General features: G+C 62.3%; 21 protein-coding genes and 1 pseudogene. 11 read left to right on the top strand and 11 right to left on the bottom strand.

Features of this window, described 5'->3' with window-relative positions; genetic code table 11:
• Positions 1-48: 48 nt before the first annotated feature.
• From tauD to tauA, 4 genes are read right to left on the bottom strand one after another with little or no spacing between them, the layout of a single operon-like run.
• Complete coding sequence (tauD, locus tag D906_RS20380; protein ID WP_025754082.1) at positions 49-882, bottom strand: taurine dioxygenase; 834 nt, start codon at positions 880-882, stop codon at positions 49-51.
• 48 nt (positions 883-930) lie between these two features.
• Positions 931-1,770, bottom strand: a complete 840-nt coding sequence (gene tauC, locus D906_RS20375; protein WP_016714450.1) for a taurine ABC transporter permease TauC — start codon at positions 1,768-1,770, stop codon at positions 931-933.
• The gene (tauB, locus tag D906_RS20370; RefSeq protein ID WP_019096905.1) at positions 1,767-2,555 is read right to left on the bottom strand and encodes a taurine ABC transporter ATP-binding subunit; all 789 of its coding nucleotides are present in this window, start codon (positions 2,553-2,555) and stop codon (positions 1,767-1,769) included. The genes tauC and tauB overlap by 4 nt, the downstream gene beginning before the upstream one ends.
• A 13-nt stretch (positions 2,556-2,568) precedes the next feature.
• Positions 2,569-3,540, bottom strand: coding sequence for a taurine ABC transporter substrate-binding protein (gene tauA, locus D906_RS20365; protein ID WP_027615955.1), 972 nt, complete (start codon positions 3,538-3,540; stop codon positions 2,569-2,571).
• A 498-nt stretch (positions 3,541-4,038) separates the two neighbouring features.
• Here tauA and D906_RS20360 point away from each other — a divergent pair, with 498 nt between their 5' ends.
• The 8 genes and pseudogenes from D906_RS20360 (at position 4,039) to D906_RS20325 (ending at position 11,096) form a co-directional block, all read left to right on the top strand.
• Positions 4,039-5,370: an OprD family porin gene (locus D906_RS20360; RefSeq protein ID WP_016714453.1), complete on the top strand. Its 1,332-nt coding sequence runs from the start codon at positions 4,039-4,041 to the stop codon at positions 5,368-5,370.
• A 165-nt stretch (positions 5,371-5,535) separates the two neighbouring features.
• On the top strand, positions 5,536-6,174 hold the full coding sequence (locus D906_RS20355) for a peroxiredoxin (RefSeq protein WP_027615954.1): 639 nt from the start codon (positions 5,536-5,538) through the stop codon (positions 6,172-6,174).
• 197 nt (positions 6,175-6,371) lie between these two features.
• The gene (gene ssuE / locus D906_RS20350) at positions 6,372-6,965 is read left to right on the top strand and encodes an NADPH-dependent FMN reductase (RefSeq protein ID WP_019096903.1); all 594 of its coding nucleotides are present in this window, start codon (positions 6,372-6,374) and stop codon (positions 6,963-6,965) included.
• A gap of 84 nt (positions 6,966-7,049) precedes the next feature.
• The gene (locus D906_RS20345; protein ID WP_019096902.1) at positions 7,050-8,015 is read left to right on the top strand and encodes a sulfonate ABC transporter substrate-binding protein; all 966 of its coding nucleotides are present in this window, start codon (positions 7,050-7,052) and stop codon (positions 8,013-8,015) included.
• 59 nt (positions 8,016-8,074) lie between these two features.
• The gene (ssuD, locus tag D906_RS20340; protein WP_019096901.1) at positions 8,075-9,223 is read left to right on the top strand and encodes an FMNH2-dependent alkanesulfonate monooxygenase; all 1,149 of its coding nucleotides are present in this window, start codon (positions 8,075-8,077) and stop codon (positions 9,221-9,223) included.
• 10 nt (positions 9,224-9,233) lie between these two features.
• Entirely contained in the window at positions 9,234-10,031 is a 798-nt protein-coding gene (gene ssuC, locus D906_RS20335; protein ID WP_016714458.1) for an aliphatic sulfonate ABC transporter permease SsuC, read from the top strand.
• Positions 10,018-10,840: pseudogene (gene ssuB / locus D906_RS20330) on the top strand (aliphatic sulfonates ABC transporter ATP-binding protein); the annotation flags it as partial. The gene ssuC and the pseudogene ssuB, both read left to right, overlap by 14 nt.
• 40 nt (positions 10,841-10,880) lie before the next feature.
• Complete coding sequence (locus D906_RS20325) at positions 10,881-11,096, top strand: molybdopterin-binding protein (RefSeq protein ID WP_003255829.1); 216 nt, start codon at positions 10,881-10,883, stop codon at positions 11,094-11,096.
• Positions 11,097-11,175: 79 nt separating this feature from the next.
• Here D906_RS20325 and D906_RS20320 read toward each other — a convergent pair whose 3' ends face one another.
• The 4 genes from D906_RS20320 to D906_RS20305 all read right to left on the bottom strand — a co-directional run bounded on the left by D906_RS20320 (position 11,176) and on the right by D906_RS20305 (position 16,246).
• Entirely contained in the window at positions 11,176-11,808 is a 633-nt protein-coding gene (locus D906_RS20320) for a TetR/AcrR family transcriptional regulator (protein ID WP_025754078.1), read from the bottom strand.
• Positions 11,808-13,385 carry a glutamate--cysteine ligase gene (gshA, locus tag D906_RS20315; RefSeq protein WP_026020326.1) on the bottom strand — a complete coding sequence of 526 codons (1,578 nt, stop codon included), beginning with the start codon at positions 13,383-13,385 and terminating at the stop codon, positions 11,808-11,810. Before gshA ends, D906_RS20320 begins: the two co-directional genes overlap by 1 nt.
• 153 nt (positions 13,386-13,538) lie before the next feature.
• On the bottom strand, positions 13,539-13,922 hold the full coding sequence (locus D906_RS20310; RefSeq protein ID WP_019096897.1) for a PaaI family thioesterase: 384 nt from the start codon (positions 13,920-13,922) through the stop codon (positions 13,539-13,541).
• Entirely contained in the window at positions 13,922-16,246 is a 2,325-nt protein-coding gene (locus tag D906_RS20305; RefSeq protein WP_027615953.1) for a Tex family protein, read from the bottom strand. Before D906_RS20305 ends, D906_RS20310 begins: the two co-directional genes overlap by 1 nt.
• 217 nt (positions 16,247-16,463) lie before the next feature.
• Here D906_RS20305 and ompR point away from each other — a divergent pair, with 217 nt between their 5' ends.
• Both ompR and D906_RS20295 read left to right on the top strand, forming a co-directional pair.
• Positions 16,464-17,204 (top strand): two-component system response regulator OmpR, encoded by a 741-nt coding sequence (gene ompR / locus D906_RS20300; RefSeq protein WP_016484407.1) that lies wholly within the window; start codon positions 16,464-16,466, stop codon positions 17,202-17,204.
• Positions 17,205-17,217: 13 nt separating this feature from the next.
• Positions 17,218-18,531, top strand: a complete 1,314-nt coding sequence (locus D906_RS20295) for an ATP-binding protein (protein WP_016714463.1) — start codon at positions 17,218-17,220, stop codon at positions 18,529-18,531.
• Positions 18,532-18,561: 30 nt separating this feature from the next.
• Here the strand turns inward: D906_RS20295 and rimK are convergent, their stop codons facing one another.
• A complete protein-coding gene (rimK, locus tag D906_RS20290; RefSeq protein WP_012316721.1) occupies positions 18,562-19,467 on the bottom strand; it encodes a 30S ribosomal protein S6--L-glutamate ligase in 906 nt (301 codons plus the stop codon).
• On the bottom strand, positions 19,464-19,946 hold the full coding sequence (locus tag D906_RS20285) for an ATP-dependent zinc protease (RefSeq protein ID WP_025754077.1): 483 nt from the start codon (positions 19,944-19,946) through the stop codon (positions 19,464-19,466). The genes rimK and D906_RS20285 overlap by 4 nt, the downstream gene beginning before the upstream one ends.
• A gap of 109 nt (positions 19,947-20,055) precedes the next feature.
• Here D906_RS20285 and D906_RS20280 point away from each other — a divergent pair, with 109 nt between their 5' ends.
• Positions 20,056-20,457, top strand: a complete 402-nt coding sequence (locus D906_RS20280) for an RNA-binding S4 domain-containing protein (protein WP_016714465.1) — start codon at positions 20,056-20,058, stop codon at positions 20,455-20,457.
• 27 nt (positions 20,458-20,484) lie between these two features.
• Here the strand turns inward: D906_RS20280 and D906_RS20275 are convergent, their stop codons facing one another.
• The gene (locus D906_RS20275) at positions 20,485-21,279 is read right to left on the bottom strand and encodes a phosphatase PAP2 family protein (RefSeq protein WP_019096895.1); all 795 of its coding nucleotides are present in this window, start codon (positions 21,277-21,279) and stop codon (positions 20,485-20,487) included.
• Positions 21,280-21,341: the final 62 nt, after the last annotated feature.

Here is a 21,341-nt window from a genome sequence, read left to right as displayed (position 1 = left end):
TGTAGGAGTGGCCTTGTGCCGCGAAAGGAGGCCAAAGGCCTCCCGGTTTCAGAAAGGTGCATCCCCCAGGATGGTCGCCCGGTGCATCACCCGCCGGTTCGGCCGGTAGTCATCCACCGCAAAATGCTGGGTCACGCGGTTGTCCCAGAACGCCACGTCATTCTCCTGCCAACGCCAGCGAATGCTGAACTCCGGCCGCGTCGCATGGGCGAACAGCAGCTTCAACAGCGCCTCGCTTTCCAGCTCGCTCAGCTCATTGATACGCGTGGTGAACCCTTCATTGACGAACAGCGCCTTGCGCCCGCTAACCGGGTGAGTGCGCACCACCGGGTGTGACAGCGGCGGGTTGTTGCGCCGGGTTGCTTCCCAGCGCGCCAGGTCTTCCGGCGTGGTGCCAAAGCGCTCCAGCGGAAACGACTTGGTGAAGTCGTGGGTGGCGGTCAGCCCATCGAGCATTGCACGCAGCGGCGCCGACAAGGCTTCGAAAGCGGCAATCCCGCTGGCCCACAGCGTATCGCCACCGTAAGCGGGCAATTGCTTGGCGCTGAGCACCGCGCCCAGTGCCGGGGTCGGCAAGAACGTCACGTCGGTGTGCCACACGGCGTTGTCGCGCACATCGGTCACTGCCGTGTCGAGCACCAGCACCTGCGGGGTTTCGGGCACGTTGGGGTAGATCGGGTGAATGTGCAGGTCACCGAAGCGGGCTGCAAAGCGCGCTTGCTGTTCCGGGTTGATCGGCTGGTCGCGGAAGAACAGCACCTGATGCTGCAGCAGCGCCTGTTCGATGGCGTCGCGCTCTTCTGCGGTGATATCGCGGCTGATGTCTACGCCGCTGATCTGCGCACCCAGCGCCGGGCTGAGAGGGGTAACGGTCAGGCTCATGTCTTTTCTCGTTCTAGGCGCCGGGTTGCCGGCGTGGTCAATCGGCAATCAGTGGCTCTGCCCGTGCCAGGGCACCAGTTTGCGTTGCAGGGCACGCAGGCCCATTTCCAGGGCGAAGGCGATCAGGGCGATCAGCAGGATGCCCAACACCACCACATCGGTGACCAAAAACTGCGCCGCCGACTGCACCATGAAGCCCAGGCCGCTGGTGGCAGCAATCAGTTCGGCGGCCACCAAGGTCGACCAGCCGACCCCCAGGCCGATGCGGATGCCGGTAAGGATGTCGGGCAGCGCACTGGGCAGGATCACATGGCGGATCAGCTGGGCCTTGGTGGCGCCCAGCGACTGCGCCGCACGCAGCTTGGCCGGGTCGACCGTGCGCACGCCGGTGGCGGTGGCGATGGCGATGGGGGCGAAGATCGCCAGGTAAATCAGCAGCACCTTCGACAGCTCGCCGATGCCGCACCAGATGACGATCAGCGGCAGGTATGCAAGCGGCGGTATCGGCCGGTAGAACTCGATCAGCGGGTCGAGGATGCCACGGGCCACGCGGTTGTAGCCGATGGCGATGCCCACCGGGATCGCGGTCAGGGTCGCTGCAACCAGCGCCAGGCCAATGCGGCCCAGGCTTGCGCCCAGGTGCTGCCACAGGCTGGCGTCCATGTAGCCTTGGGTCAGCAGGGTCCAGGCCTTGGCCAGGATGTCGCCGGGCGAAGGCAGGAACAGCGGCTCGATCCAGCCAGCGGCGGTCACCAGCCACCAGACCAGCAGCAGGCTGGTCAGGGTCAGGGTACTGATCCAGCGGGTAGAGCGTTGGCGGCGTGCTGTTGCAACAGGCCGGGTTTGGGTGTCGTGCTTGCCGGCAACCGGCAGGTCCAGGCTGCTCATGCGCGCTCCTGCAGGCTTTGGCGTTGGGAGAACACCCGCGCCAGCACATGCTCGCGGGTTTCGATGAAGCGTGGGTCGGATTTGATTGCCCGGGCCGATTCGCCAGCGGCATAGCGCTGGCCGAAGTCCAGTTGCAGGCGCTCCACTACGCGGCCCGGGTTGGGTGCCAGTAGCACCAGCTCGCTGGCGAGGAACACCGCTTCTTCAATGTCGTGGGTAATCAGGAAAACCGGTTTGGCGGTGCGTTGCCAGACCTGCAGCAGCAGTTCCTGCATTTGTTCGCGGGTGAAGGCGTCGAGGGCGCCGAACGGTTCATCCATCAACAACACCCGTGGGTCGGCCGCCAGTGCGCGGGCCAGGCCTACGCGCTGCTTCTGGCCACCGGACAATTGCCAGATGCGCCGCTCGCCAAAGCCATCCAGGTCGACGAGTGCGAGCATTTCACGGGCCTTGGCTTCACGCTGGGCGCGGGGCACGCCAGCCAGTTCGAGGCCGAAGGCGACATTGCCCAGCACGTTCTGCCATGGCAGCAGGGCGTCGTCCTGGAACACTACGCCGCGCTCTGCACCCGGGCCTTGTACCGGTACGCCATCGAGGGTGATTCGCCCGCCACTGGGGGCGACGAAGCCGGCGATCAGGTTGAGCAGGGAGGTCTTACCGCTGCCGGACGGACCCAGGGCCACCAGCAGCTGGCGCGGGCCCAGGCTCAGGTTGATGTCGGCCAGCACCGGGGTGCTGGCGCCAGGGTACTGTGCGCTGATGCGCTCCAGTTCAAGCAAGGCCATGACGGGCTCCGGATCAGTTTGGAAGGAACTTGGCGCTGACGTACGGCGAGTAGTCCGGCAGCACGGCGTCAACCTTGCCTTGCTGCTTGAGGAAGTTGGCCGTGTCGGTCAGTGCCTGGGTGGTCGGCGCGCCCAGGGCGTTGGCCTGGTCGGCGGCCAGCGGGTAGACGTTGCCCTCCAGCAGCACCGGGATATCGCTGGCCTTGGCGCCCGAGAGCTTCACCAGTTTGTCGACGTTGCCTTTGTCGGCCAGCCAGGCTTTCGGGTCTTTGCGGTAGTCGGCGTAGGCGTCCAGCGTGACTTTGGCAAAGGCTTTGACCACCTCAGGGTGCTTGTCGGCGAAGTCTTTGCGCACGATCCAGGCATCGAAGGTGGGGGCGCCTTTCTGGGCCAGTTCGCCAGAAGTGATCAGCACCTTGCCGTTTTCCTTGGCTACGCCCAGGGCCGGGTCCCACACGTAGGTGGCGTCGATGTCACCACGTTTCCAGGCAGCAATGATGGCCGGTGGTGCCAGGTTGAGGATCTGTACCTTGGACTGGTCGATATTCCAGCTTTTGAGTGCGGCCAGCAGGCTGTAGTGGCCGGTGGACACGAACGGTACGGCGACTTTCTTGCCGATCAGGTCTTGCGGCGTCTTGATACTGTCGCGGGCAACCAACGCTTCACCGGCACCAATCTGGGTGGCGATGAGGAATGTTTCTACGGGCAGCTTGCGGGTGGCAGCAGCGGCCAGCGGGCTGGAACCCAGATAGCCGATCTGCACATCACCGCTGGCCACGGCGGTGATCACGTCGGCGCCATTATCGAATTTGCGCCAGTCGATGCTGGCCTTGCTGGCTTTTTCGTAGTCGCCATCGACCTGCGCCACTTTGGCAGGGTCGACGGTGGTCTGGTAGGCCACGGTCAGGTCGGCAGCCTGGGCAAACCAGCTGGTGCTGGCGAGGGTCAGGGCGGCGAACAGGCGCAGCGGAGCGTGCGGGATCATGGTGGACCTCTCGTCAGGCAATCGATGTGATGGATGACGAGAAGACTAAATGATCTAAGAATTTAAAAATAAATAACTTTTTTGCATTAGCTTAGGAGCCAAATGCTTTAAGCCCAGGATGGGTGATTACCCTCAATGGCGAATGTGGAGGTACCTGCTAGGCTTTTTCGTCCCTATAGAACGATACGGAATTAGGTTATGAGCAAACGTTTGCAAATAACCAAAGGTTATGAAAGACGTTGTCGCTACAACGAATGGCAGTAAAGGTTCCTAACATATTCCTTAAAAATCTTACAAATTCATAAAACGGTCATTTTGGATTTATAGGATTGTCATTATCCTGTAGCGCAGGTGACGCCTTAGACCAAAGTCTCGAAACGTTTAGAAACGATTGACTTATGAGTCACGCTTTGGGACTAAATCGCCAATCCACGGTGAGCGGGGCAGCAGACCTCGCCGCCAGAGATACACAAGAATTAGAACGTAGAGGAGCAAATTATGTACAAGTCCAGCCTGGCTCTGGCCGTGGCACTGGGGGTTCTCGCCCAACAAGCAGGCGCTGCCGGTTTCGTTGAAGACAGCAAACTGTCGCTCAGCTCGCGCACCATGTACTTCAACAACGACAACCGTGATGGCGGTGCCGACAACCGTGAGTCGGGTCAGGGCTTCAAGCTCGACTACATCTCCGGCTTCACTGAAGGCACCGTTGGCTTTGGTGTCGACGCCCAGGCCCTGTGGGGTATCCACCTGGATGGTGGTCGTGGCAAGCACCCAGACAACAGCAGCTTCTTCCCGAGCGACACCGACGGTTCGGCTGTAAGCCAGTGGGCTCGTGTTGGCGCCAACGCCAAGGCACGCTTCTCGAAGACTGAGGTTCACTACGGTAGCGCCCTGGCGCCAAACCTGCCGATCCTGGTCTCCAACGATGGCCGTCTGCTGCCGCAAACCTTCGAGGGTGGCACCATCCAGTCGAAGGAAATCGACAACCTGACCATCAACGCCGGCCAGCTGACCCACGCCATGGGCCGTGCTTCGAGCAACCGTACCGGCCTGTCGATTGCCGGTGCCAGCCAGGACAGCAACAAGTTCCGTTACGGCGGCCTGGACTACAAGCTCACGCCAGACCTGACCCTGCAGTACTACTACTCGAACCTGGAAGACTTCTACAAGCAGCACTTCCTGGGCGCGACGCACGTATTCAAGATCGCTGACGACCAGTCGTTCAAAACCGACCTGCGTTATTTCGACAGCAGCAGCGACGGCAAGAACGGCGACGGCGGCGGTTACAACTTCAACAACAACGGTGGCTATGCCAAGAACCTCGGCGAGGTCGACAACAAGACCTGGTCCGCGATCTTCACCTATACCCTGGGTGGCCACTCGTTCCTGCTCGGCCACCAGCGCGTCAATGACGACGGTGGCTTCGTCTGGCTGAACCAAGGCAGCGTTGTTGATGGCAACGGTCGCAACGAAGGCGCCGGTGGCTCCAGCTTCTACCTGTTTACCGACAGCATGATCAACCAGTTCGCCAAGGCCGGTGAAAACACCACCTTCGGTCAGTACGCCTATGATTTCGCACGTCTGGGCGTGCCAGGCCTGAAAGCTTCGGTTTCCTACCTGAAAGGTGAAGACGGCAAGAACGCCAACGGCAACGGCACCTTCAGCGAATGGGAACGTGACGCCCGCGTTGACTACGTCATCCAGGAAGGCACCTTCAAAGGCCTGGGCGCCAGCCTGCGTCACGGCGTATACCGTGGCACCGGCACCAGCTCGCTGGCTGACCAGGATCAGACCCGTCTGATCTTCAACTACACTTACAACTTCCTGTAAGCCGTAGCTGATCCAAGAGCCTCGCCTAGTGCGAGGCTTTTTTGTGCCTACAAATTGGTATGCATTCCGGTTATAAATAAATTGTTATTTATTCTTTTTGTTTTTAACCGAATGCAGGCACATTGAACCCATACGGTACAGAACCCAGCCAAGGAGCCGCAGCCCATGAGCCTCAAACTCGGCGATATCGCCCCCGATTTCGAACAGGATTCCAGCGAAGGCAAAATCCGCTTCCACGAGTGGCTGGGCAACAGCTGGGGGGTATTGTTCTCCCACCCCGCCGACTTCACCCCGGTGTGCACTACCGAGCTGGGCCTGACCGCCAAGCTCAAGGATGATTTCGCCAAGCGTGGGGTCAAGGCCATCGCCTTGTCGGTGGATCCGGTCGACTCGCACCACCGCTGGATCGATGACATCAACGAAACCCAGAACACCGTGGTCAACTTCCCGATCATCGCCGACGCGGACCGCAAGGTGTCCGACCTGTACGACCTGATCCACCCGAACGCCAGCGACACCCTCACCGTGCGTTCGCTGTTCGTGATCGACCCGAACAAGAAGGTGCGCCTGACCATCACCTATCCGGCCAGTACCGGGCGCAACTTCAATGAAATTCTGCGGGTGATCGACTCGCTGCAGCTGACCGACAACCACACGGTCGCCACCCCCGGTAACTGGCAGGACGGCGACGAGGTGGTGATCGTGCCTTCGCTCAAAGATGAGGAAGAGATCAAGCAGCGCTTCCCCAAAGGTTACCGGGCGGTCAAACCCTACCTGCGTCTGACCCCGCAGCCGAATCGTTAAATGCATTCCTCGTTGTATTGCTCTTAGCCAAGCAGGGATTTTCGGGCCGTTTCGACGGCCCTTTTTTATGCCTGCTGAAACAAGTGGAGGAAATTGAGGAAAAATGAAAATGGAATAAACAAATGAAAAAATATGATTTCTAGATATATGTGGCAGCTGTTAATGTCACTTCCAACAGAACACAAGGAAGCGCTGCAATGCTGGTCGTATCAATCGGTGGTAGCCCCAGTACCCGCTCACGCTCTGGTGTGCTGCTTGAGCGTTCGCGCCAGTGGCTGCAGAACCGTGGCGTAGAGGTCGTGACGTTCCAGGTACGTGACTTCCCCGCCGAAGACTTGTTGCATGCCCGTTTCGACAGCCCGCAGGTGCAGCACTTCCAACAGTTGGTAGCCCAGGCCGATGGCCTGATCGTTTCCACCCCGGTTTACAAGGCCTCGTTTGCCGGCGCCCTGAAAACACTGCTCGACCTGCTGCCCGAACGCGCTCTGGCGCACAAGATCGTTTTGCCGATCGCCACGGGCGGCAGCATCGCCCACATGCTGGCAGTGGATTACGCATTGAAACCCGTGCTGTCGGCACTCAAGGCTCAAGAGACCCTGCAAGGGATCTTCGCCGATGACAGCCAGGTGGCTTACGCAGAAGGCTCCAAACCCGCGCAGCTGGCACCGGCGCTGGAAGAACGCCTGCTGGACTCGCTGGAAACCTTCCATGTTGCCTTGGCCCGCCGGCCAAGCCCCGTGGCCCCCGGTGTACTGAATGAACGCCTGATCAGCGCTCGCTGGAGCATCTGACCGGCCCAACCCGCTTCAACACCTTACTCGCCCGACAACGAGGCAAGCAGGTGCAACCCGAACCCAAACGTACAGGAGAGCGCCATGCGCACAGTCTTCTTGCGTCGCGGTCTGGTCGCCCTGTTTGCGGCGGCTGTGTCCTTCGGCGCCATTACCCAAGCCCAGGCCGAAAGCCTGCGTATCGGTTACCAGAAATACGGCACCCTGGTGCTGCTCAAGGCCAAGGGCACGCTGGAAAAGCGCCTGGCCGAGCAGGGCGTGCAGGTGCAGTGGACCGAATTCCCCGGTGGCCCGCAGTTGCTTGAAGGGCTGAACGTCGGTTCCATTGATTTTGGCGTCACCGGCGAGACCCCGCCCGTATTTGCCCAGGCCGCTGGTGCCGATCTGCTCTACGTGGCCTACGAGCCGCCAGCACCGCACAGCGAAGCGATCCTGGTACCGAAGGGTTCGCCAGTCCAGTCGGTCAAAGACCTCAAGGGTAAGAAAGTCGCCCTCAACAAAGGCTCCAACGTGCACTACCTGCTGGTTCGTGCTCTGGAAGATGCTGGCCTGAAGTACAGCGACATCCAGCCCGTGTACCTGCCGCCAGCCGATGCCCGTGCCGCCTTCGAACGTGGCAGCGTGGATGCCTGGGTGATCTGGGACCCTTACCAGGCCGCTGCCGAACAGCAGTTGCAGGCACGCACCCTGCGTGACGGCAAGGGCCTGGTCGACAACCATCAGTTCTACCTGGCCACCCGCAACTACGCCACCCAGCACCCGGCGGTGATCAACACCGTGATCGAGGAAGTGCGCGCCGTGGGCGAGTGGTCCCAGGCCAACCCGCAAGAAGTGACCGACCAGGTCGCACCGCTGCTCGGCCTGCCCGCCAACATCACCCTGACCTCGGTCAAACGCCAAGGCTACGGCGCCGCGCCGCTCACCCCCGAGGTAGTGGCTGCGCAACAGAAGATCGCCGACACCTTCCAGGCGCTCAAGCTGATACCCAAGCCGCTGAGCATCAAGGACGTGATCTGGACACCCCCGGCCAAGGTCGCTAGCGCGCCTTGATTGATTCGCCTGCGCCGGGGCGCCGCCCTGGCTGAGCCACCCTTGAGGAGACAACTCCAATGAGCCTTAACATTTTCTGGTTCCTCCCAACCCACGGTGACGGCAAGTACCTGGGCACTTCCGACGGCGCACGTGCGGTCGACCACGGCTACCTGCAGCAGATCGCCCAGGCCGCCGACCGCCTTGGTTTTGGTGGGGTGCTGATCCCTACCGGCCGTTCCTGCGAGGACTCCTGGCTGGTGGCCGCGTCGCTGATCCCAGTGACCCAGCGCCTGAAATTCCTGGTAGCCCTGCGCCCCGGCATCATTTCGCCAACCGTGGCAGCACGCCAGGCGGCAACGCTGGACCGCCTGTCCAATGGCCGTGCCCTGTTCAACCTGGTCACCGGTGGCGACCCGGACGAACTGGCCGGTGATGGCCTGCACCTGAACCACCAGGAACGCTACGAAGCCTCGGTCGAGTTCACCCGTATCTGGCGCAAGGTGCTGGAGGGCGAAAACGTCGATTACGACGGCAAGCACATCCAGGTGAAGGGCGCCAAGCTGCTCTACCCACCTATTCAGCAGCCACGTCCGCCACTGTACTTCGGCGGTTCGTCCGAAGCCGCTCAGGACCTCGCCGCCGAACAAGTCGAGTTGTACCTGACCTGGGGCGAGCCACCGGCAGCCGTTGCCGAGAAAATCGCCCAGGTGCGTGAAAAGGCTGCTGCCCAAGGCCGTGAAGTGCGCTTCGGCATCCGCCTGCACGTGATCGTGCGTGAAACCAACGAAGAAGCCTGGGCCGCCGCCGACAAGCTGATCTCGCACCTGGACGACGACACCATCGCCCGTGCCCAGGCCTCGCTGTCGCGCTTCGATTCGGTGGGCCAGCAGCGCATGGCTGCCCTGCACGGCGGCAACCGTGACAACCTGGAAGTCAGCCCCAACCTGTGGGCAGGTGTTGGCCTGGTCCGCGGCGGCGCCGGTACCGCACTGGTGGGCGATGGCCCGACTGTGGCGGCACGGGTCAAGGAATACGCCGAGCTGGGTATCGATACCTTCATCTTCTCGGGTTATCCACACCTGGAAGAGTCGTACCGGGTTGCCGAACTGCTGTTCCCGCACCTCGATGTGCAACGCCCGGAGCAACCGAAAACCGGCGGCTACGTAAGCCCGTTCGGCGAGATGGTGGCCAACGACATCCTGCCCAAGTCCGTGTCGCAGAGCTGAGGGCCGGGCCATGAGTCGTGCAACTTCTTCCAACCTGGCCCAGCGCCTGGCGCCGTGGGCGCTGCCGGTACTGCTGTTGGCAGCCTGGCAGCTGGCGGTCAGCGCTGGCTGGCTGTCGACGCGCATTCTGCCGGCACCCAGCGCTGTGGTCAGCGCCGGTGTCGAGCTGGTGCGCAGCGGTGATATCTGGACCCACCTGGCCATCAGTGGCTGGCGTGCCGGTCTGGGCTTTGCCATCGGCGGCAGCATCGGCCTGGTGCTGGGATTCATCACCGGCCTGTCGAACTGGGGCGAACGCCTGCTCGACAGCTCGGTGCAGATGATCCGCAACGTGCCACACCTGGCGCTGATCCCGCTGGTGATCCTGTGGTTCGGTATCGACGAGTCGGCAAAGATTTTCCTGGTCGCGCTGGGCACGTTGTTCCCGATTTACCTGAACACCTACCACGGCATTCGTAATGTCGACCCGGCATTGGTGGAAATGGCGCGCAGCTATGGCTTGTCCGGCTTCAGCCTGTTCCGCCAGGTGATCCTGCCGGGGGCGCTGCCATCGATTCTGGTGGGTGTGCGCTTCGCGCTGGGCTTCATGTGGCTGACCTTGATCGTGGCGGAAACCATCTCGGCCAACGCCGGCATCGGTTACCTGGCAATGAATGCCCGAGAGTTCCTGCAGACCGACGTGGTGGTACTGGCCATCGTCTTGTACGCCGTGCTTGGCAAGCTTGCCGACCTCGCCGCTCGCGGCCTGGAGCGTGTGTGGTTGCGCTGGCACCCGGCCTATCAAGTAGCCAGGAAGGAGGGCGCATGACTGTGCTCAAGGAACAACCGCCTCGCCTGCTGCGTGGCATCCCGCTGGCCTCCAACGGCCTGCGCAAGACCTTTGGCCAGCGCGAAGTGCTGAAAGGTATCGACCTGCATATTCCGGCCGGTCAGTTCGTTGCCATCGTTGGCCGCAGCGGCTGCGGCAAGAGCACCTTGCTGCGCCTGCTGGCCGGGCTCGATCAACCCACCGCCGGCCAACTGCTGGCCGGTGCTGCGCCGCTGGAAGAGGCCCGTGAGGAAACCCGCCTGATGTTCCAGGACGCACGGCTGCTGCCCTGGAAGAAGGTGATCGACAACGTTGGCCTGGGCCTGTCTGGCGACTGGCGCCCGCGTGCGCTGGAAGCGCTGGAGGCGGTAGGCCTGGCTGACCGCGCCAATGAATGGCCGGCCGCGCTTTCGGGTGGCCAGAAGCAGCGCGTGGCCTTGGCCCGGGCGCTGATCCACCAGCCGCGTCTGCTGCTGCTGGACGAGCCGCTCGGTGCACTGGATGCGTTGACCCGGATCGAGATGCAGCAACTGATCGAGCGCCTCTGGCGTCAGCATGGCTTCACCGTGCTGTTGGTTACCCATGATGTCAGCGAAGCGGTTGCCGTGGCTGACCGGGTGATCCTGATCGAGGACGGCGAGGTCGGGCTCGATCTCACTGTCGACCTGGCACGGCCTCGGGCGCGTGGTTCGCACCGCCTGGCTGCGCTGGAAAGCGAAGTGCTCAACCGCGTTCTGTCGGCCCCGGGCACTGCGCCCGAGCCGGACCCTGTAGCCCCTCTGCCCACGCAGTTGCGTTGGGCGCACTGACTCACTTACCAGACTGAAGCCAACGAGAAGGAATCAAATCATGACTATCAAAGCCATCAACGTCCGTAACCAGTTCAAAGGCACTGTGAAAGAAATCCTCGAAGGCCCGGTATTGTCGGAAATCGACGTGCAGACCGCCTCGGGGATCGTGACTTCGGTCATCACCACCCGTTCTGTGAGGGAGCTGGAATTGCAGGTTGGCAGCGAAGTGATTGCTTTCGTGAAATCGACTGAAGTGTCTATCGCCAAGCTGTGATGAAAATAGGCCAATGGGGCTGCTTTGCAGCCCTTTGCTGGCACGCCCGCGAAGGGCCGCAACGCGGCCCCGATCATTTTCAGCTGGAACGCTTGGCCAGAAACGGCGGCAGATACAACCCCAGATACGCCTCGCACACCCGCTTGCCCTCTTCGGCCATACGCGGCGTAATCGTCTCGTGCAACTGCACCGATCGCGCATACACCCGGTCGCTCAGTTCCATGGCCAGGGCAAACACATCCACATCCAGTGGCATCACCGGCAGGTGAAAATGCTGGTCGAACAACTTGTGCATCAAGTCGCCCAGTTCCATGTCGTGCTGCCGATCGGCCTGCACCACTTCGCTCAGCCCATGCTGGGCCAGGATTAGCTGCCGCGCCGCAGCATCTTGGTTATAGATACACAGCATGCGTTCTTCGATGAGCCGTGACAGTTCGTGCCAGGTGCTGAACGCGCTGCTGTCGATCGGTGCACTCAGTGCTTCGCGAAAGGCCCGGTGTATGTCGGCAGTCAGTGCTTCCAGCAACGCTGGCACGCTGGCGAAGAAGTGATACACCGACGACGGCGGAATCTGTGCCCGTTCGGCCACGCTGTAGATGGACAGTGCCGCCACTCCTTGCTCTGCCAGCAACTCGCGTGCAGCCGTCAGGATCGCTTCGATTCTAGCCTGGCTGCTGGCGCGCGGCTTGCGCGGGGTGGCGGTACGGGTCATCAGTTGCTGATCGCCAGGATACTGGCCTGGTAGGCACCGACGAACAAGTCGAAGTCACCGACTTCTTCCTGTTCCAGCTCGGACTGCTTGGCAAGCGATTCACGGGCCAGTGTTTCGAACGCCTGCTGTTGCTCGTTGCTCAGAGGCTGCTCGCGGAACGTGTCGGCGTGGATCCGGCTTTGGCGCAGAGAGAACTGGACGAAGCTTTCGTCGTGTTCGGTCATGCGTGCCAGCACCTGGGCCGACGGGGTCAGCGAAGCGTCGTCGACCTTGGCCTGCTGCGCATCCAGGGCCTTGGCGTGATCCTCACCACCTTGCGCCTGGTCGAGCAGGTCGGCCAACGGTCGAATACGCTGAATCAGTTCGCTGGCCCAGTCTTTCAGGCTGATCGGCTGGCCATTGCGGTGCAGCTCCAGGCCCGGGCGGCGGCCTTCCTTGACCACGGTCAGGAAGTTGCTGGTGCACTGGCCGCATTCGCCGTTGTCCAGCTGCGGGCTGTCTTCCAGTGCGCAGAACAGCAGGAACGCATCGAGGAAGCGTGCCTCAGGCAGGTCGATGCCTACCGGCAGGAACGGGTTGATGTCCAGGCAACGCACTTCCACGTACTGCACGCCACGCGAGGTCAGGGCCTGGATCGGCCGTTCGCCGGTGTAGGTGACCCGTTTGGGGCGAATGTTCGAGTAGTACTCGTTTTCGATCTGCAGGATGTTGGTGTTCAGCTGCACCCACTCGCCGTCCACGTGCGTGCCCACTTCAACGTATGGCGGGTAGGGCGTGCCGACTGCCTTGCGCAGGCTGTCGGTGTAGCTGGCCAGGTTGTTGTAGCACGGCGTGAGGCCGGCCTGGGCGTTGCTCTGATAGCCCAGGTCACTCATGCGCAGGCTGGTGGCGTAGGGCAGGAACAGGGTTTCGGCGTCCAGCTCTTCGAGCTGGTGCGGGCGGCCACGCAGGAAGCCTTTGTCCAGGGCTGGCGAAGCGCCGAACAGGTACATCAGCAGCCAGCTGTAGCGGCGGAAATTGCGGATCAGGGCGATGTAAGCCGACGACTGGTAGTCGCGGTTGTCTTCAGTGCTGCCTTCGGCTTCGCGCAGCAGCGGCCACAGGGCTTCGGGCAGTGAGAAATTGTAATGAATACCGGCGATGCACTGCATGGTGCGACCGTAGCGCAGGGCCAGGCCTTTGCGGTACACGTGCTTGAGCTTGCCGATGTTCGAGCTGCCGTACTCGGCGATCGGGATGTCCTCTTCGGCCGGCAGCGTGCACGGCATCGACGGGCTCCACAGGTATTCGTCGCCCAGCTTGCTGTAGACGAAGCGGTGGGTCTGTTCGAGGCTTTCGAGCACCTTGGCCGGGTCGGGCAGGGCTGGGGTGATGAACTCCAGCAGCGACTCGGAATAATCGGTAGTGATCTGCTCGTTGGTCAGCGCCGACCCCAGGGCTTCCGGGTGCGGGGTCTGGGCCAGGCGACCTTCGTCGGTCACGCGCAGGCATTCGCGCTCAATACCGTGCAGGCACTGCTTGAGCAGGGAGAGATTGGCGCCGAGCAGGCTCAGGCGGCGGTTGAGGAGGTCGCTCAAGATGTATTCCTTCACGCGTCAGTCGCCCCAATATGGGGGTAGAGATAACGGTCTACAAGGGTAGGAAGAAAGGAACTGGCGTTGTCGCCTGGTTTACGCGGTTCCAGCAGGGCCAGCGCACTGCTGAAAATACCGCAGATACAGCTTGGTGAGCTAGAGAACCGCGAAGGTTCCTTGCGCTTTTGCCACCAGTTTGTCGCCCTGGACTACGTCAGCGTCGACCACCAGGGTACGCCGCCCGGCGTGCAGCACGCGGGCGGTACACAGCACTTCGCCGTCACTGACGGCGCGCATGTAGTTGATCTTGCACTCGATGGTGACGCTTTGCCGGTCAAAGCCATGGTTGGCCGAGCAGGCCAGGCCCATGGCGATGTCCACCAGGCTGAAGATCGCCCCGCCGTGCAGCTTCTGGCCCCGGTTGCGCAAGTGCGGCTCAAGCGCCAGGGCTACCTCGGCAACACCGGTTTCCAGGCGTTGCAGGCGGCAGCCCAGCAGTTGGCTGAAGGCGCTCTCGACGTATTCGCGTGGTACGTCCATCACTTCTTCTTCAGCTGCTTGGCGTTGGCGAACAGGGCGGCCATGGCGTTGTTGGCCGGTGCGGCAGTGGCGGTTTCACGCTGGCGCGGGGCCTGCTGCTGACGGTTGCCGCCATTGCCACGGTTGCCGCCGCGGTTGCCTTCGACCTTTTCGCCCGGTGTGTCGCTCATGCGCATGGACAGGCCGACGCGCTTGCGCGGGATGTCCACTTCCATGACCTTGACCTTGACCACGTCGCCAGCCTTGACCGCTTCACGCGGGTCCTTGACGAACTTTTCCGACAGCGCCGAGATGTGGACCAGGCCGTCCTGGTGTACGCCGATGTCGACGAAGGCGCCAAAGTTGGTGACGTTGGTGACCACGCCTTCGAGGATCATGCCCGGCTCCAGGTCCTTGAGGTCTTCAACGCCGTCCTGGAAGGTGGCGGTCTTGAACTCGGGGCGTGGGTCGCGGCCCGGCTTGTCCAGCTCCTGCAGGATGTCGGTGACGGTCGGCAGGCCGAAGGTTTCGTCGGTGAACTTTTTCGGGTCCAGGCGCTTGAGGAAGCTGCTGTCGCCGATCAGCGAACGGATGTCGCGGTCGGTGTCGGCGGCAATGCGTTGCACCAGCGGGTAGGCCTCGGGGTGTACTGCAGAGGCGTCCAGCGGGTTGTCGCCGTTCATCACACGCAGGAAGCCGGCGGCTTGTTCGAAGGTTTTCTCACCGAGGCGGCTGACCTTTTTCAGGGCTGCACGGGTAGCGAACGGGCCGTTGGCATCGCGGTGGGCGACGATATTCTGCGCCAGCGTGGCGTTAAGGCCGGAAATACGGGTCAGCAGCGCCACCGAGGCGGTGTTCACGTCCACGCCCACGGCGTTCACGCAGTCCTCGACCACGGCATCCAGGCTACGCGCCAGTTTCAACTGGGACACGTCGTGCTGGTACTGGCCGACACCGATGGATTTCGGGTCGATCTTCACCAGCTCTGCCAGTGGGTCCTGCAGGCGGCGGGCGATCGACACGGCGCCTCGGATCGACACGTCCAGGTCCGGGAACTCGCGGGCGGCCAGTTCCGACGCCGAGTACACCGAAGCACCGGCTTCGGAGACCATGATTTTGGTGATTTTCAACGCTGGGTATTTTTTGACCAGCTCGGCCACCAGCTTGTCGCTTTCGCGGCTGGCGGTGCCGTTGCCGATGGCGACCAGCTCCACCGAGTGCTTGGCGCACAGCGCGGCCATGATGGACAGGGTGCGGTCCCAGTCATTTTTCGGCGCGTGCGGGTAGACCGTGGTGTGGTCCAGCAGCTTGCCGGTGGAATCGACCACGGCGATCTTGCAGCCGGTGCGCAGGCCCGGGTCGAAGCCCAGGGTGGCGCGCGGGCCGGCCGGGGCGGCCAGCAGCAGGTCGTGCAGATTGTGGGCGAACACGTTGATCGCCTCGCCTTCGGCGTTGTCGCGCAACTCGCCGAACAGGTCGGTTTCCAGGTGGGTGTACAGCTTGACCTTCCAGGTCCAGCGCACCACCTCTCCCAGCCACTTGTCGGCCGGGCGGCTGCGGTTTTCGATGCCGACGTGGTTGCCTATCATCACTTCGCACGGGTGCAGGGTGCCAGGCAGCTCTTCGCCCACTTTCAGCGAGGCGCTCAGCACGCCTTCGTTGCGCCCGCGGAAGATTGCCAGGGCGCGGTGTGACGGGGCGGTGCGCAGCGGTTCGTCGTGGGCGAAGTAGTCGCGGAACTTGGCGCCTTCTTCTTCCTTGCCAGCTACCACGCGGGCGCTGAGCACCGACTCCTGCTTGAGGAAGTTGCGCAGTTTTTCGAGCAGCGAGGCGTCTTCGGCGAAACGCTCCATCAGGATGTACTTGGCGCCTTCCAGCGCAGCCTTGACGTCGGCCACGCCTTTTTCGGCGTTGACGAAGCGTGCGGCTTCGCTTTCCGGTGCCAGGGTCGGGTCGTTGAACAGGCCGTCGGCCAGTTCGCCCAGGCCGGCTTCCAGGGCGATCTGGCCCTTGGTGCGGCGCTTTTGCTTGTACGGCAGGTACAGGTCTTCGAGGCGGGTCTTGGTGTCGGCCAGCTTGATTTCGCGGGCCAGCTCCGGGGTCAGCTTGCCTTGTTCCTCGATGCTGGACAGGATGCTGGCGCGGCGCTCGTCGAGTTCGCGCAGGTAGCGCAGGCGCTCTTCCAGATGGCGCAGTTGGGTGTCGTCCAGGCTACCGGTCACTTCCTTGCGATAACGGGCGATGAAAGGCACGGTCGAGCCTTCGTCCAACAGGCCCACGGCCGCCTCGACCTGCTGGGGGCGTACGCCCAGTTCCTCGGCGATACGGCTGTTGATGCTGTCCATGTAAACCACCTGACATTTGTGAATACGGGGGTCGCCTGTGGGCTTTTCGCCCGGCGGCGCTGGATGAAAGCCGCGCATTATACCCATCGCAAACGGCTTGCGGTGATGGCGCCCGGCCAGCCGGAACTGGCGTCCGGGGAAAAATCTGCTAACAATGCTCACGCAACGTGCAGCAATGGCTACGCCATAATGCGCGGCGATATCAGAGGAGTTATTCATGACCGGCACCGCAAACACCGCTGAAGGTGACAAGATTCTCATCGTCGACGACGACCCGGGGCTAAGCAGCCTGCTGGAACGTTTCTTCACCAGCAAGGGCTACCGTGCCCGTGCAGTGCCCAATACCGAACAGATGGACCGCCTGCTGCAGCGCGAGGTGTTCAACCTGGTGGTGCTCGACCTGATGCTGCCGGGCGAAGATGGCCTGTCCGCATGCAAGCGCCTGCGCCAGCAGAACAACCAGATCCCGATCATCATGCTCACCGCAAAAGGCGATGAGTTGAGCCGTATCAAAGGCCTGGAGCTGGGCGCCGACGACTACCTGGGCAAGCCGTTCAACCCGGACGAGCTGATGGCCCGCGTCAAGGCCGTGCTGCGCCGCCAGGCACCCGCTGTACCGGGGGCACCGGGTAGCGAAGACGAATCGGTCACTTTCGGTGATTACGAGCTGTCGCTGGCTACCCGCGAACTCAAGCGTGGCGATGAAGTGCACATGCTCACCACCGGTGAGTTCGCCGTGCTCAAGGCCTTGGTGATGCACGCCCGCGAACCGCTGACCCGCGACAAGCTGATGAACCTGGCCCGTGGCCGCGAGTGGGATGCACTGGAGCGCTCCATCGACGTGCAGATCTCGCGCCTGCGCCGCATGATCGAGCCGGACCCGTCCAAGCCGCGTTACATCCAGACCGTCTGGGGCGTGGGCTACGTGTTCGTGCCAGACGGAAACGCCGGTAAATGATGCCTGGCCGTCGATGAAAACCCCGCTCTGGTTTCCGCAAAGCTTCTTCGCCCGCACCCTGTGGCTGGTGTTGATCGTGGTCCTGTTCAGCAAGGCCTTGACCCTGGTCTACCTGCTGATGAACGAGGACGTGCTGGTCGACCGTCAGTACAGCCACGGTGTGGCGCTGACCTTGCGTGCCTATTGGGCTGCCGACGAAGAAAACCGCGACAAGATTGCCGAGGCGGCTGGCCTTATCCGCGTGACCGGCTCGGGTGTGCCCGAGGGTGAACAGCACTGGCCCTACAGCGAGATCTACCAGCGGCAGATGCAGGCGGAGCTGGGCGAGGACACCGAGGTTCGGCTGCGCATTCACGCGCCACCGGCGTTGTGGGTCAATGCGCCAAGCCTGGGCCCCGGCTGGCTGAAAGTGCCGCTGTACCCGCACCCGCTGCGCGGGCAGAAAATCTGGAACGTACTGGGCTGGTTCCTGGCCATTGGCCTGCTGTCCACCGCTTCGGCGTGGATTTTCGTGCGCCAGTTGAACCAGCCGCTCAAGCGCCTGGTGTTCGCCGCTCGTCAGCTGGGCCAGGGGCGCAGCGTGCGCCTGCCGATCAGCGATACGCCCAGCGAAATGACCGAGGTGTACAAGGCCTTCAACCAGATGGCCGAGGACGTCGAGCAGGCCGGCCGCGAGCGTGAGCTGATGCTGGCCGGGGTTTCCCATGACCTGCGCACACCGCTGACCCGTTTGCGCCTGTCGCTGTCACTGCTGAACAGCGACAGCGACTTGAGCGAGGACATGGTCCGCGATATCGAAGACATGGACGCCATCCTCGATCAGTTCCTGGCCTTTATCCGCGATGGCCGTGACGAGCCGGTAGAAGAGGTCGACCTGGCGGACCTTGTGCGCGAAGTGGTGGCGCCGTACAACCAGCCGGAAGAACGTGTGCGCCTTTGCCTGGAGCCTATTCCGCCATTTCCGCTGCGCCGGGTTTCGCTCAAGCGCATGTTGGGCAACCTGATCGGCAATGCGCTTCACCACGCTGGCAAAGGGGTCGAGGTGGCGGCCTATGTGTCGGGTGACGAGAGTGCGCCGTATGTGGTGCTGAGCGTGCTGGACCGTGGCACAGGGATCGACGAATCGGAGCTGGAGACCATCTTCAACCCGTTCATTCGTGGTGACCGGGCGCGGGGTGGCAAGGGCACCGGGCTGGGGCTGGCGATCGTCAAGCGGATCGCGGCGCAGCATGGCGGGAATGTAGAGCTGCGCAACCGGTCCGGTGGTGGGATCGAGGCGCGGGTGCGGTTGCCGCTAGGGTTGTTGTTACCGCGTAATGCTGTGTGATTGCTGGGGCTGCAAAGCAGCCCCACAATTTCAGCCCTTACCCTTGGTCCGGGTCTGATTAGGCCCGCCGTTCTTCTCCAGGTGCTCGATGATCATCCCGGCCACGTTCTTGCCGGTGGTCACCTCAATGCCTTCCAGCCCCGGTGACGAGTTCACCTCCATCACCAGCGGGCCATGGTTGGAACGCAGGATATCCACACCCGCCACACTCAACCCCATCACCTTGGCTGCACGAATCGCGGTAATCCGCTCTTCAGGGGTAATCTTGATAAGGCTGGCGACGCCCCCCCGGTGCAGGTTGGAGCGGAACTCGCCCGGCTTGGCCTGGCGCTTCATCGAGGCAATCACCTTGTCGCCCACCACGAAGCAGCGAATGTCGGCGCCACCGGCCTCCTTGATGTATTCCTGAACCATGATGTTCTGCTTCAGGCCCATGAACGCCTCGATCACCGACTCGGCCGCCTGGGTGGTTTCACACAGCACCACACCAATGCCTTGGGTACCTTCCAGCACCTTGATCACCAGCGGGGCACCATTGACCATCTGGATCAGGTCGGGGATATCGTCCGGCGAATGGGCGAAACCGGTGATCGGCAGGCCAATGCCGCGTCGTGACAGCAATTGCAACGAGCGCAGTTTGTCGCGCGAGCGGGCAATGGCCACCGACTCGTTGAGCGGATACACCCCCATCATCTCGAACTGGCGCAGGACTGCGCAGCCGTAGAAGGTGACCGAGGCACCGATACGCGGGATGACCGCGTCGAAACCTTCCAGCGGCTTGCCGCGGTAGTGGATCTGCGGCTTGTGGCTGGCAATGTTCATGTAGGCCCGCAGGGTATCGATCACCACCATTTCGTGACCGCGCTGGGTACCGGCTTCGACCAGGCGGCGGGTGGAATACAGACGCGGATTGCGCGACAGCACAGCGATCTTCATGCAGCACCTGTGGCAGGAGAAAGAGTGGCCGGAAAGGCCGGTTTGTCTTGTACGTATTTCAGGCCAGGGTTGACCACCAACTGGCCGTGAATCAGGGCCTTGGAACCCAGCAACAGGCGGTAGCGCATGTTCTTGCGGCAGGCCAGGGTGAACTCCACTTCCCAGACACCATCGCCCAAGGCCAGTGACGTGCGGATGACATAACGGGTCTGGGCCTGGCCGTTGGAGCTCTTGATGGTTTTCATGGTCACCAGCGGCGCTTCGCAACGGCGGTGACGCAGTTGTACCACCGAGCCCAGGTGCGCCGTGAAGCGGACCCAGGGCTGGCCGTCGCGCTCGAAGGGTTCCACCTCGGTGGCGTGCAGGCTGGAGGTACTGGCGCCGGTGTCGATCTTGGCGCGCAACCCGGCCACGCCGAGGTCAGGCAGGGCGACCCACTCGCGCAGGCCGATCACAGTCAAATGGTCAAATGTCTTCACGAAGCGCACCCTGCGAATGAGGTGGTGAACTGTAAGCACGGCGGGGATTTTTTGCATCCGCTGGTTACGGTAGTACAGTTCGATGAAACACAGTGTTCGAGGTAACGGGATGGCACAAAAAGCCGAAGACGACGACAAGGTTCGTCTGGACAAGTGGCTGTGGGCGGCGCGCTTCTACAAGACGCGGGCGCTGGCCAAGGCGGCGATCGAGAGTGGCAAGGTGCATTGCCGGGGCGAGCGTTGCAAGCCGGGCAAGGAGCCGCGTGTGGGGGACGAATTTGTGCTGCGCACCGGGTTTGACGAACGCACCGTGGTGGTGAAGGCGTTGTCGGTGGTGCGGCGTGGGGCGCCGGAGGCGCAGACGTTATACGAGGAAACCGAAGAAAGTGTGCGCCGGCGCGAGCAGGCAGCTGAAATGCGCAAGGCTGGGGCCATGGGCGTGACCACCGATGGCCGGCCGACCAAGAAGCAGCGTCGGCAGATTCACCAGCTGCATGGGAGCTTTGATTGAATGGGGCCGCAAAGCGGCCCCAACGATTTAGCGGATAACCGCCAATCGCCTGACCAACGGTAGCTTGGCCGCGATGTTGAACAATGGCGCCGTCCAGCGCATCAACGCTGCGCTACCCTTGGCCGCCAGCGGCGTGTAATAGCTCCACCCCAACGCCAGCACCGCCATCAGCAACCCGCCGATGTAGTCGTCCTGCCCCCAGTGAGCACCGGCCACCAGGCGCGGCAACATGAACAGCACTGCCAGCCCCCAGATCACCAGGTACTGCACCAGCCGGCGGCTGAACACGCTCATGAACAGCGCCCAGATCAGCAACACCGAGGCGTGATCCCCCGGGAAACTCTTGCTGGAACGGTCTTTCAGCTCCCAGGCTGCCTCCAGGTTCGGGTAGTAGTCACTGAGGTGGACGACGTCGTCAAACATCATCGACGGGCTCTTGTGTTGCCATCCTGCTGCATCCACCCACTTGGAAAACAGCGCACGAATCACCACTAAGAGGAGTAGCGTGACCAGAAAGCCGAAAAAGGCCTGGCGAACTTGAGCGGCCTTGAACACCCAGTCGCCACGGATAAGCACCGCCAGAAGGATCAGACCGACAACGATGTCGAACGGGCGCAGGCTGCCGACGGTCCAGATGTAGCGCCAGGTAGTGCTGTCGGCCAGCGGCGCATTGAGGCTGTGGAACAGCCACTCGTCGAAAGTCAGGCACAAGATCTGGCCAATGGGCCATAACCAGAAACACAGTAGAGCGATGGGTAGCAGCGTGCAGGCTGCCAATGGCCCCAAGGACCACCTTGCTTGGAACAGTGGTCGATTGTCCATAAAATACCTCTATTGCAAACAGAAATCGGAGCGACTTGTGATCGCTCTGTCACGGGTTCTCG

Origin of the sequence: Pseudomonas sp. LAIL14HWK12:I1, assembly GCF_003202095.1 — a bacterium.
GTDB classification, from domain to species: domain Bacteria; phylum Pseudomonadota; class Gammaproteobacteria; order Pseudomonadales; family Pseudomonadaceae; genus Aquipseudomonas; species Aquipseudomonas monteilii.
Note: the sequence above shows the minus strand (reverse complement) of the source record. Positions and strands in the feature narration are given on the sequence as shown.

Excerpts from the sequence above, each read along its gene's own strand:
- tauD (WP_025754082.1), bottom strand. The coding sequence starts at position 882 with ATGAGCCTGACCGTTACCCCTCTCAGCCCGGCGCTGGGTGCGCAGATC.
- tauC (WP_016714450.1), bottom strand. The coding sequence starts at position 1,770 with ATGAGCAGCCTGGACCTGCCGGTTGCCGGCAAGCACGACACCCAAACC.
- tauB (WP_019096905.1), bottom strand. The coding sequence starts at position 2,555 with ATGGCCTTGCTTGAACTGGAGCGCATCAGCGCACAGTACCCTGGCGCC.
- tauA (WP_027615955.1), bottom strand. The coding sequence starts at position 3,540 with ATGATCCCGCACGCTCCGCTGCGCCTGTTCGCCGCCCTGACCCTCGCC.
- D906_RS20360 (WP_016714453.1), top strand. The coding sequence starts at position 4,039 with ATGTACAAGTCCAGCCTGGCTCTGGCCGTGGCACTGGGGGTTCTCGCC.
- D906_RS20355 (WP_027615954.1), top strand. The coding sequence starts at position 5,536 with ATGAGCCTCAAACTCGGCGATATCGCCCCCGATTTCGAACAGGATTCC.
- ssuE (WP_019096903.1), top strand. The coding sequence starts at position 6,372 with ATGCTGGTCGTATCAATCGGTGGTAGCCCCAGTACCCGCTCACGCTCT.
- D906_RS20345 (WP_019096902.1), top strand. The coding sequence starts at position 7,050 with ATGCGCACAGTCTTCTTGCGTCGCGGTCTGGTCGCCCTGTTTGCGGCG.
- ssuD (WP_019096901.1), top strand. The coding sequence starts at position 8,075 with ATGAGCCTTAACATTTTCTGGTTCCTCCCAACCCACGGTGACGGCAAG.
- ssuC (WP_016714458.1), top strand. The coding sequence starts at position 9,234 with ATGAGTCGTGCAACTTCTTCCAACCTGGCCCAGCGCCTGGCGCCGTGG.
- D906_RS20325 (WP_003255829.1), top strand. The coding sequence starts at position 10,881 with ATGACTATCAAAGCCATCAACGTCCGTAACCAGTTCAAAGGCACTGTG.
- D906_RS20320 (WP_025754078.1), bottom strand. The coding sequence starts at position 11,808 with ATGACCCGTACCGCCACCCCGCGCAAGCCGCGCGCCAGCAGCCAGGCT.
- D906_RS20310 (WP_019096897.1), bottom strand. The coding sequence starts at position 13,922 with ATGGACGTACCACGCGAATACGTCGAGAGCGCCTTCAGCCAACTGCTG.
- D906_RS20305 (WP_027615953.1), bottom strand. The coding sequence starts at position 16,246 with ATGGACAGCATCAACAGCCGTATCGCCGAGGAACTGGGCGTACGCCCC.
- ompR (WP_016484407.1), top strand. The coding sequence starts at position 16,464 with ATGACCGGCACCGCAAACACCGCTGAAGGTGACAAGATTCTCATCGTC.
- D906_RS20295 (WP_016714463.1), top strand. The coding sequence starts at position 17,218 with ATGAAAACCCCGCTCTGGTTTCCGCAAAGCTTCTTCGCCCGCACCCTG.
- rimK (WP_012316721.1), bottom strand. The coding sequence starts at position 19,467 with ATGAAGATCGCTGTGCTGTCGCGCAATCCGCGTCTGTATTCCACCCGC.
- D906_RS20280 (WP_016714465.1), top strand. The coding sequence starts at position 20,056 with ATGGCACAAAAAGCCGAAGACGACGACAAGGTTCGTCTGGACAAGTGG.
- D906_RS20275 (WP_019096895.1), bottom strand. The coding sequence starts at position 21,279 with ATGGACAATCGACCACTGTTCCAAGCAAGGTGGTCCTTGGGGCCATTG.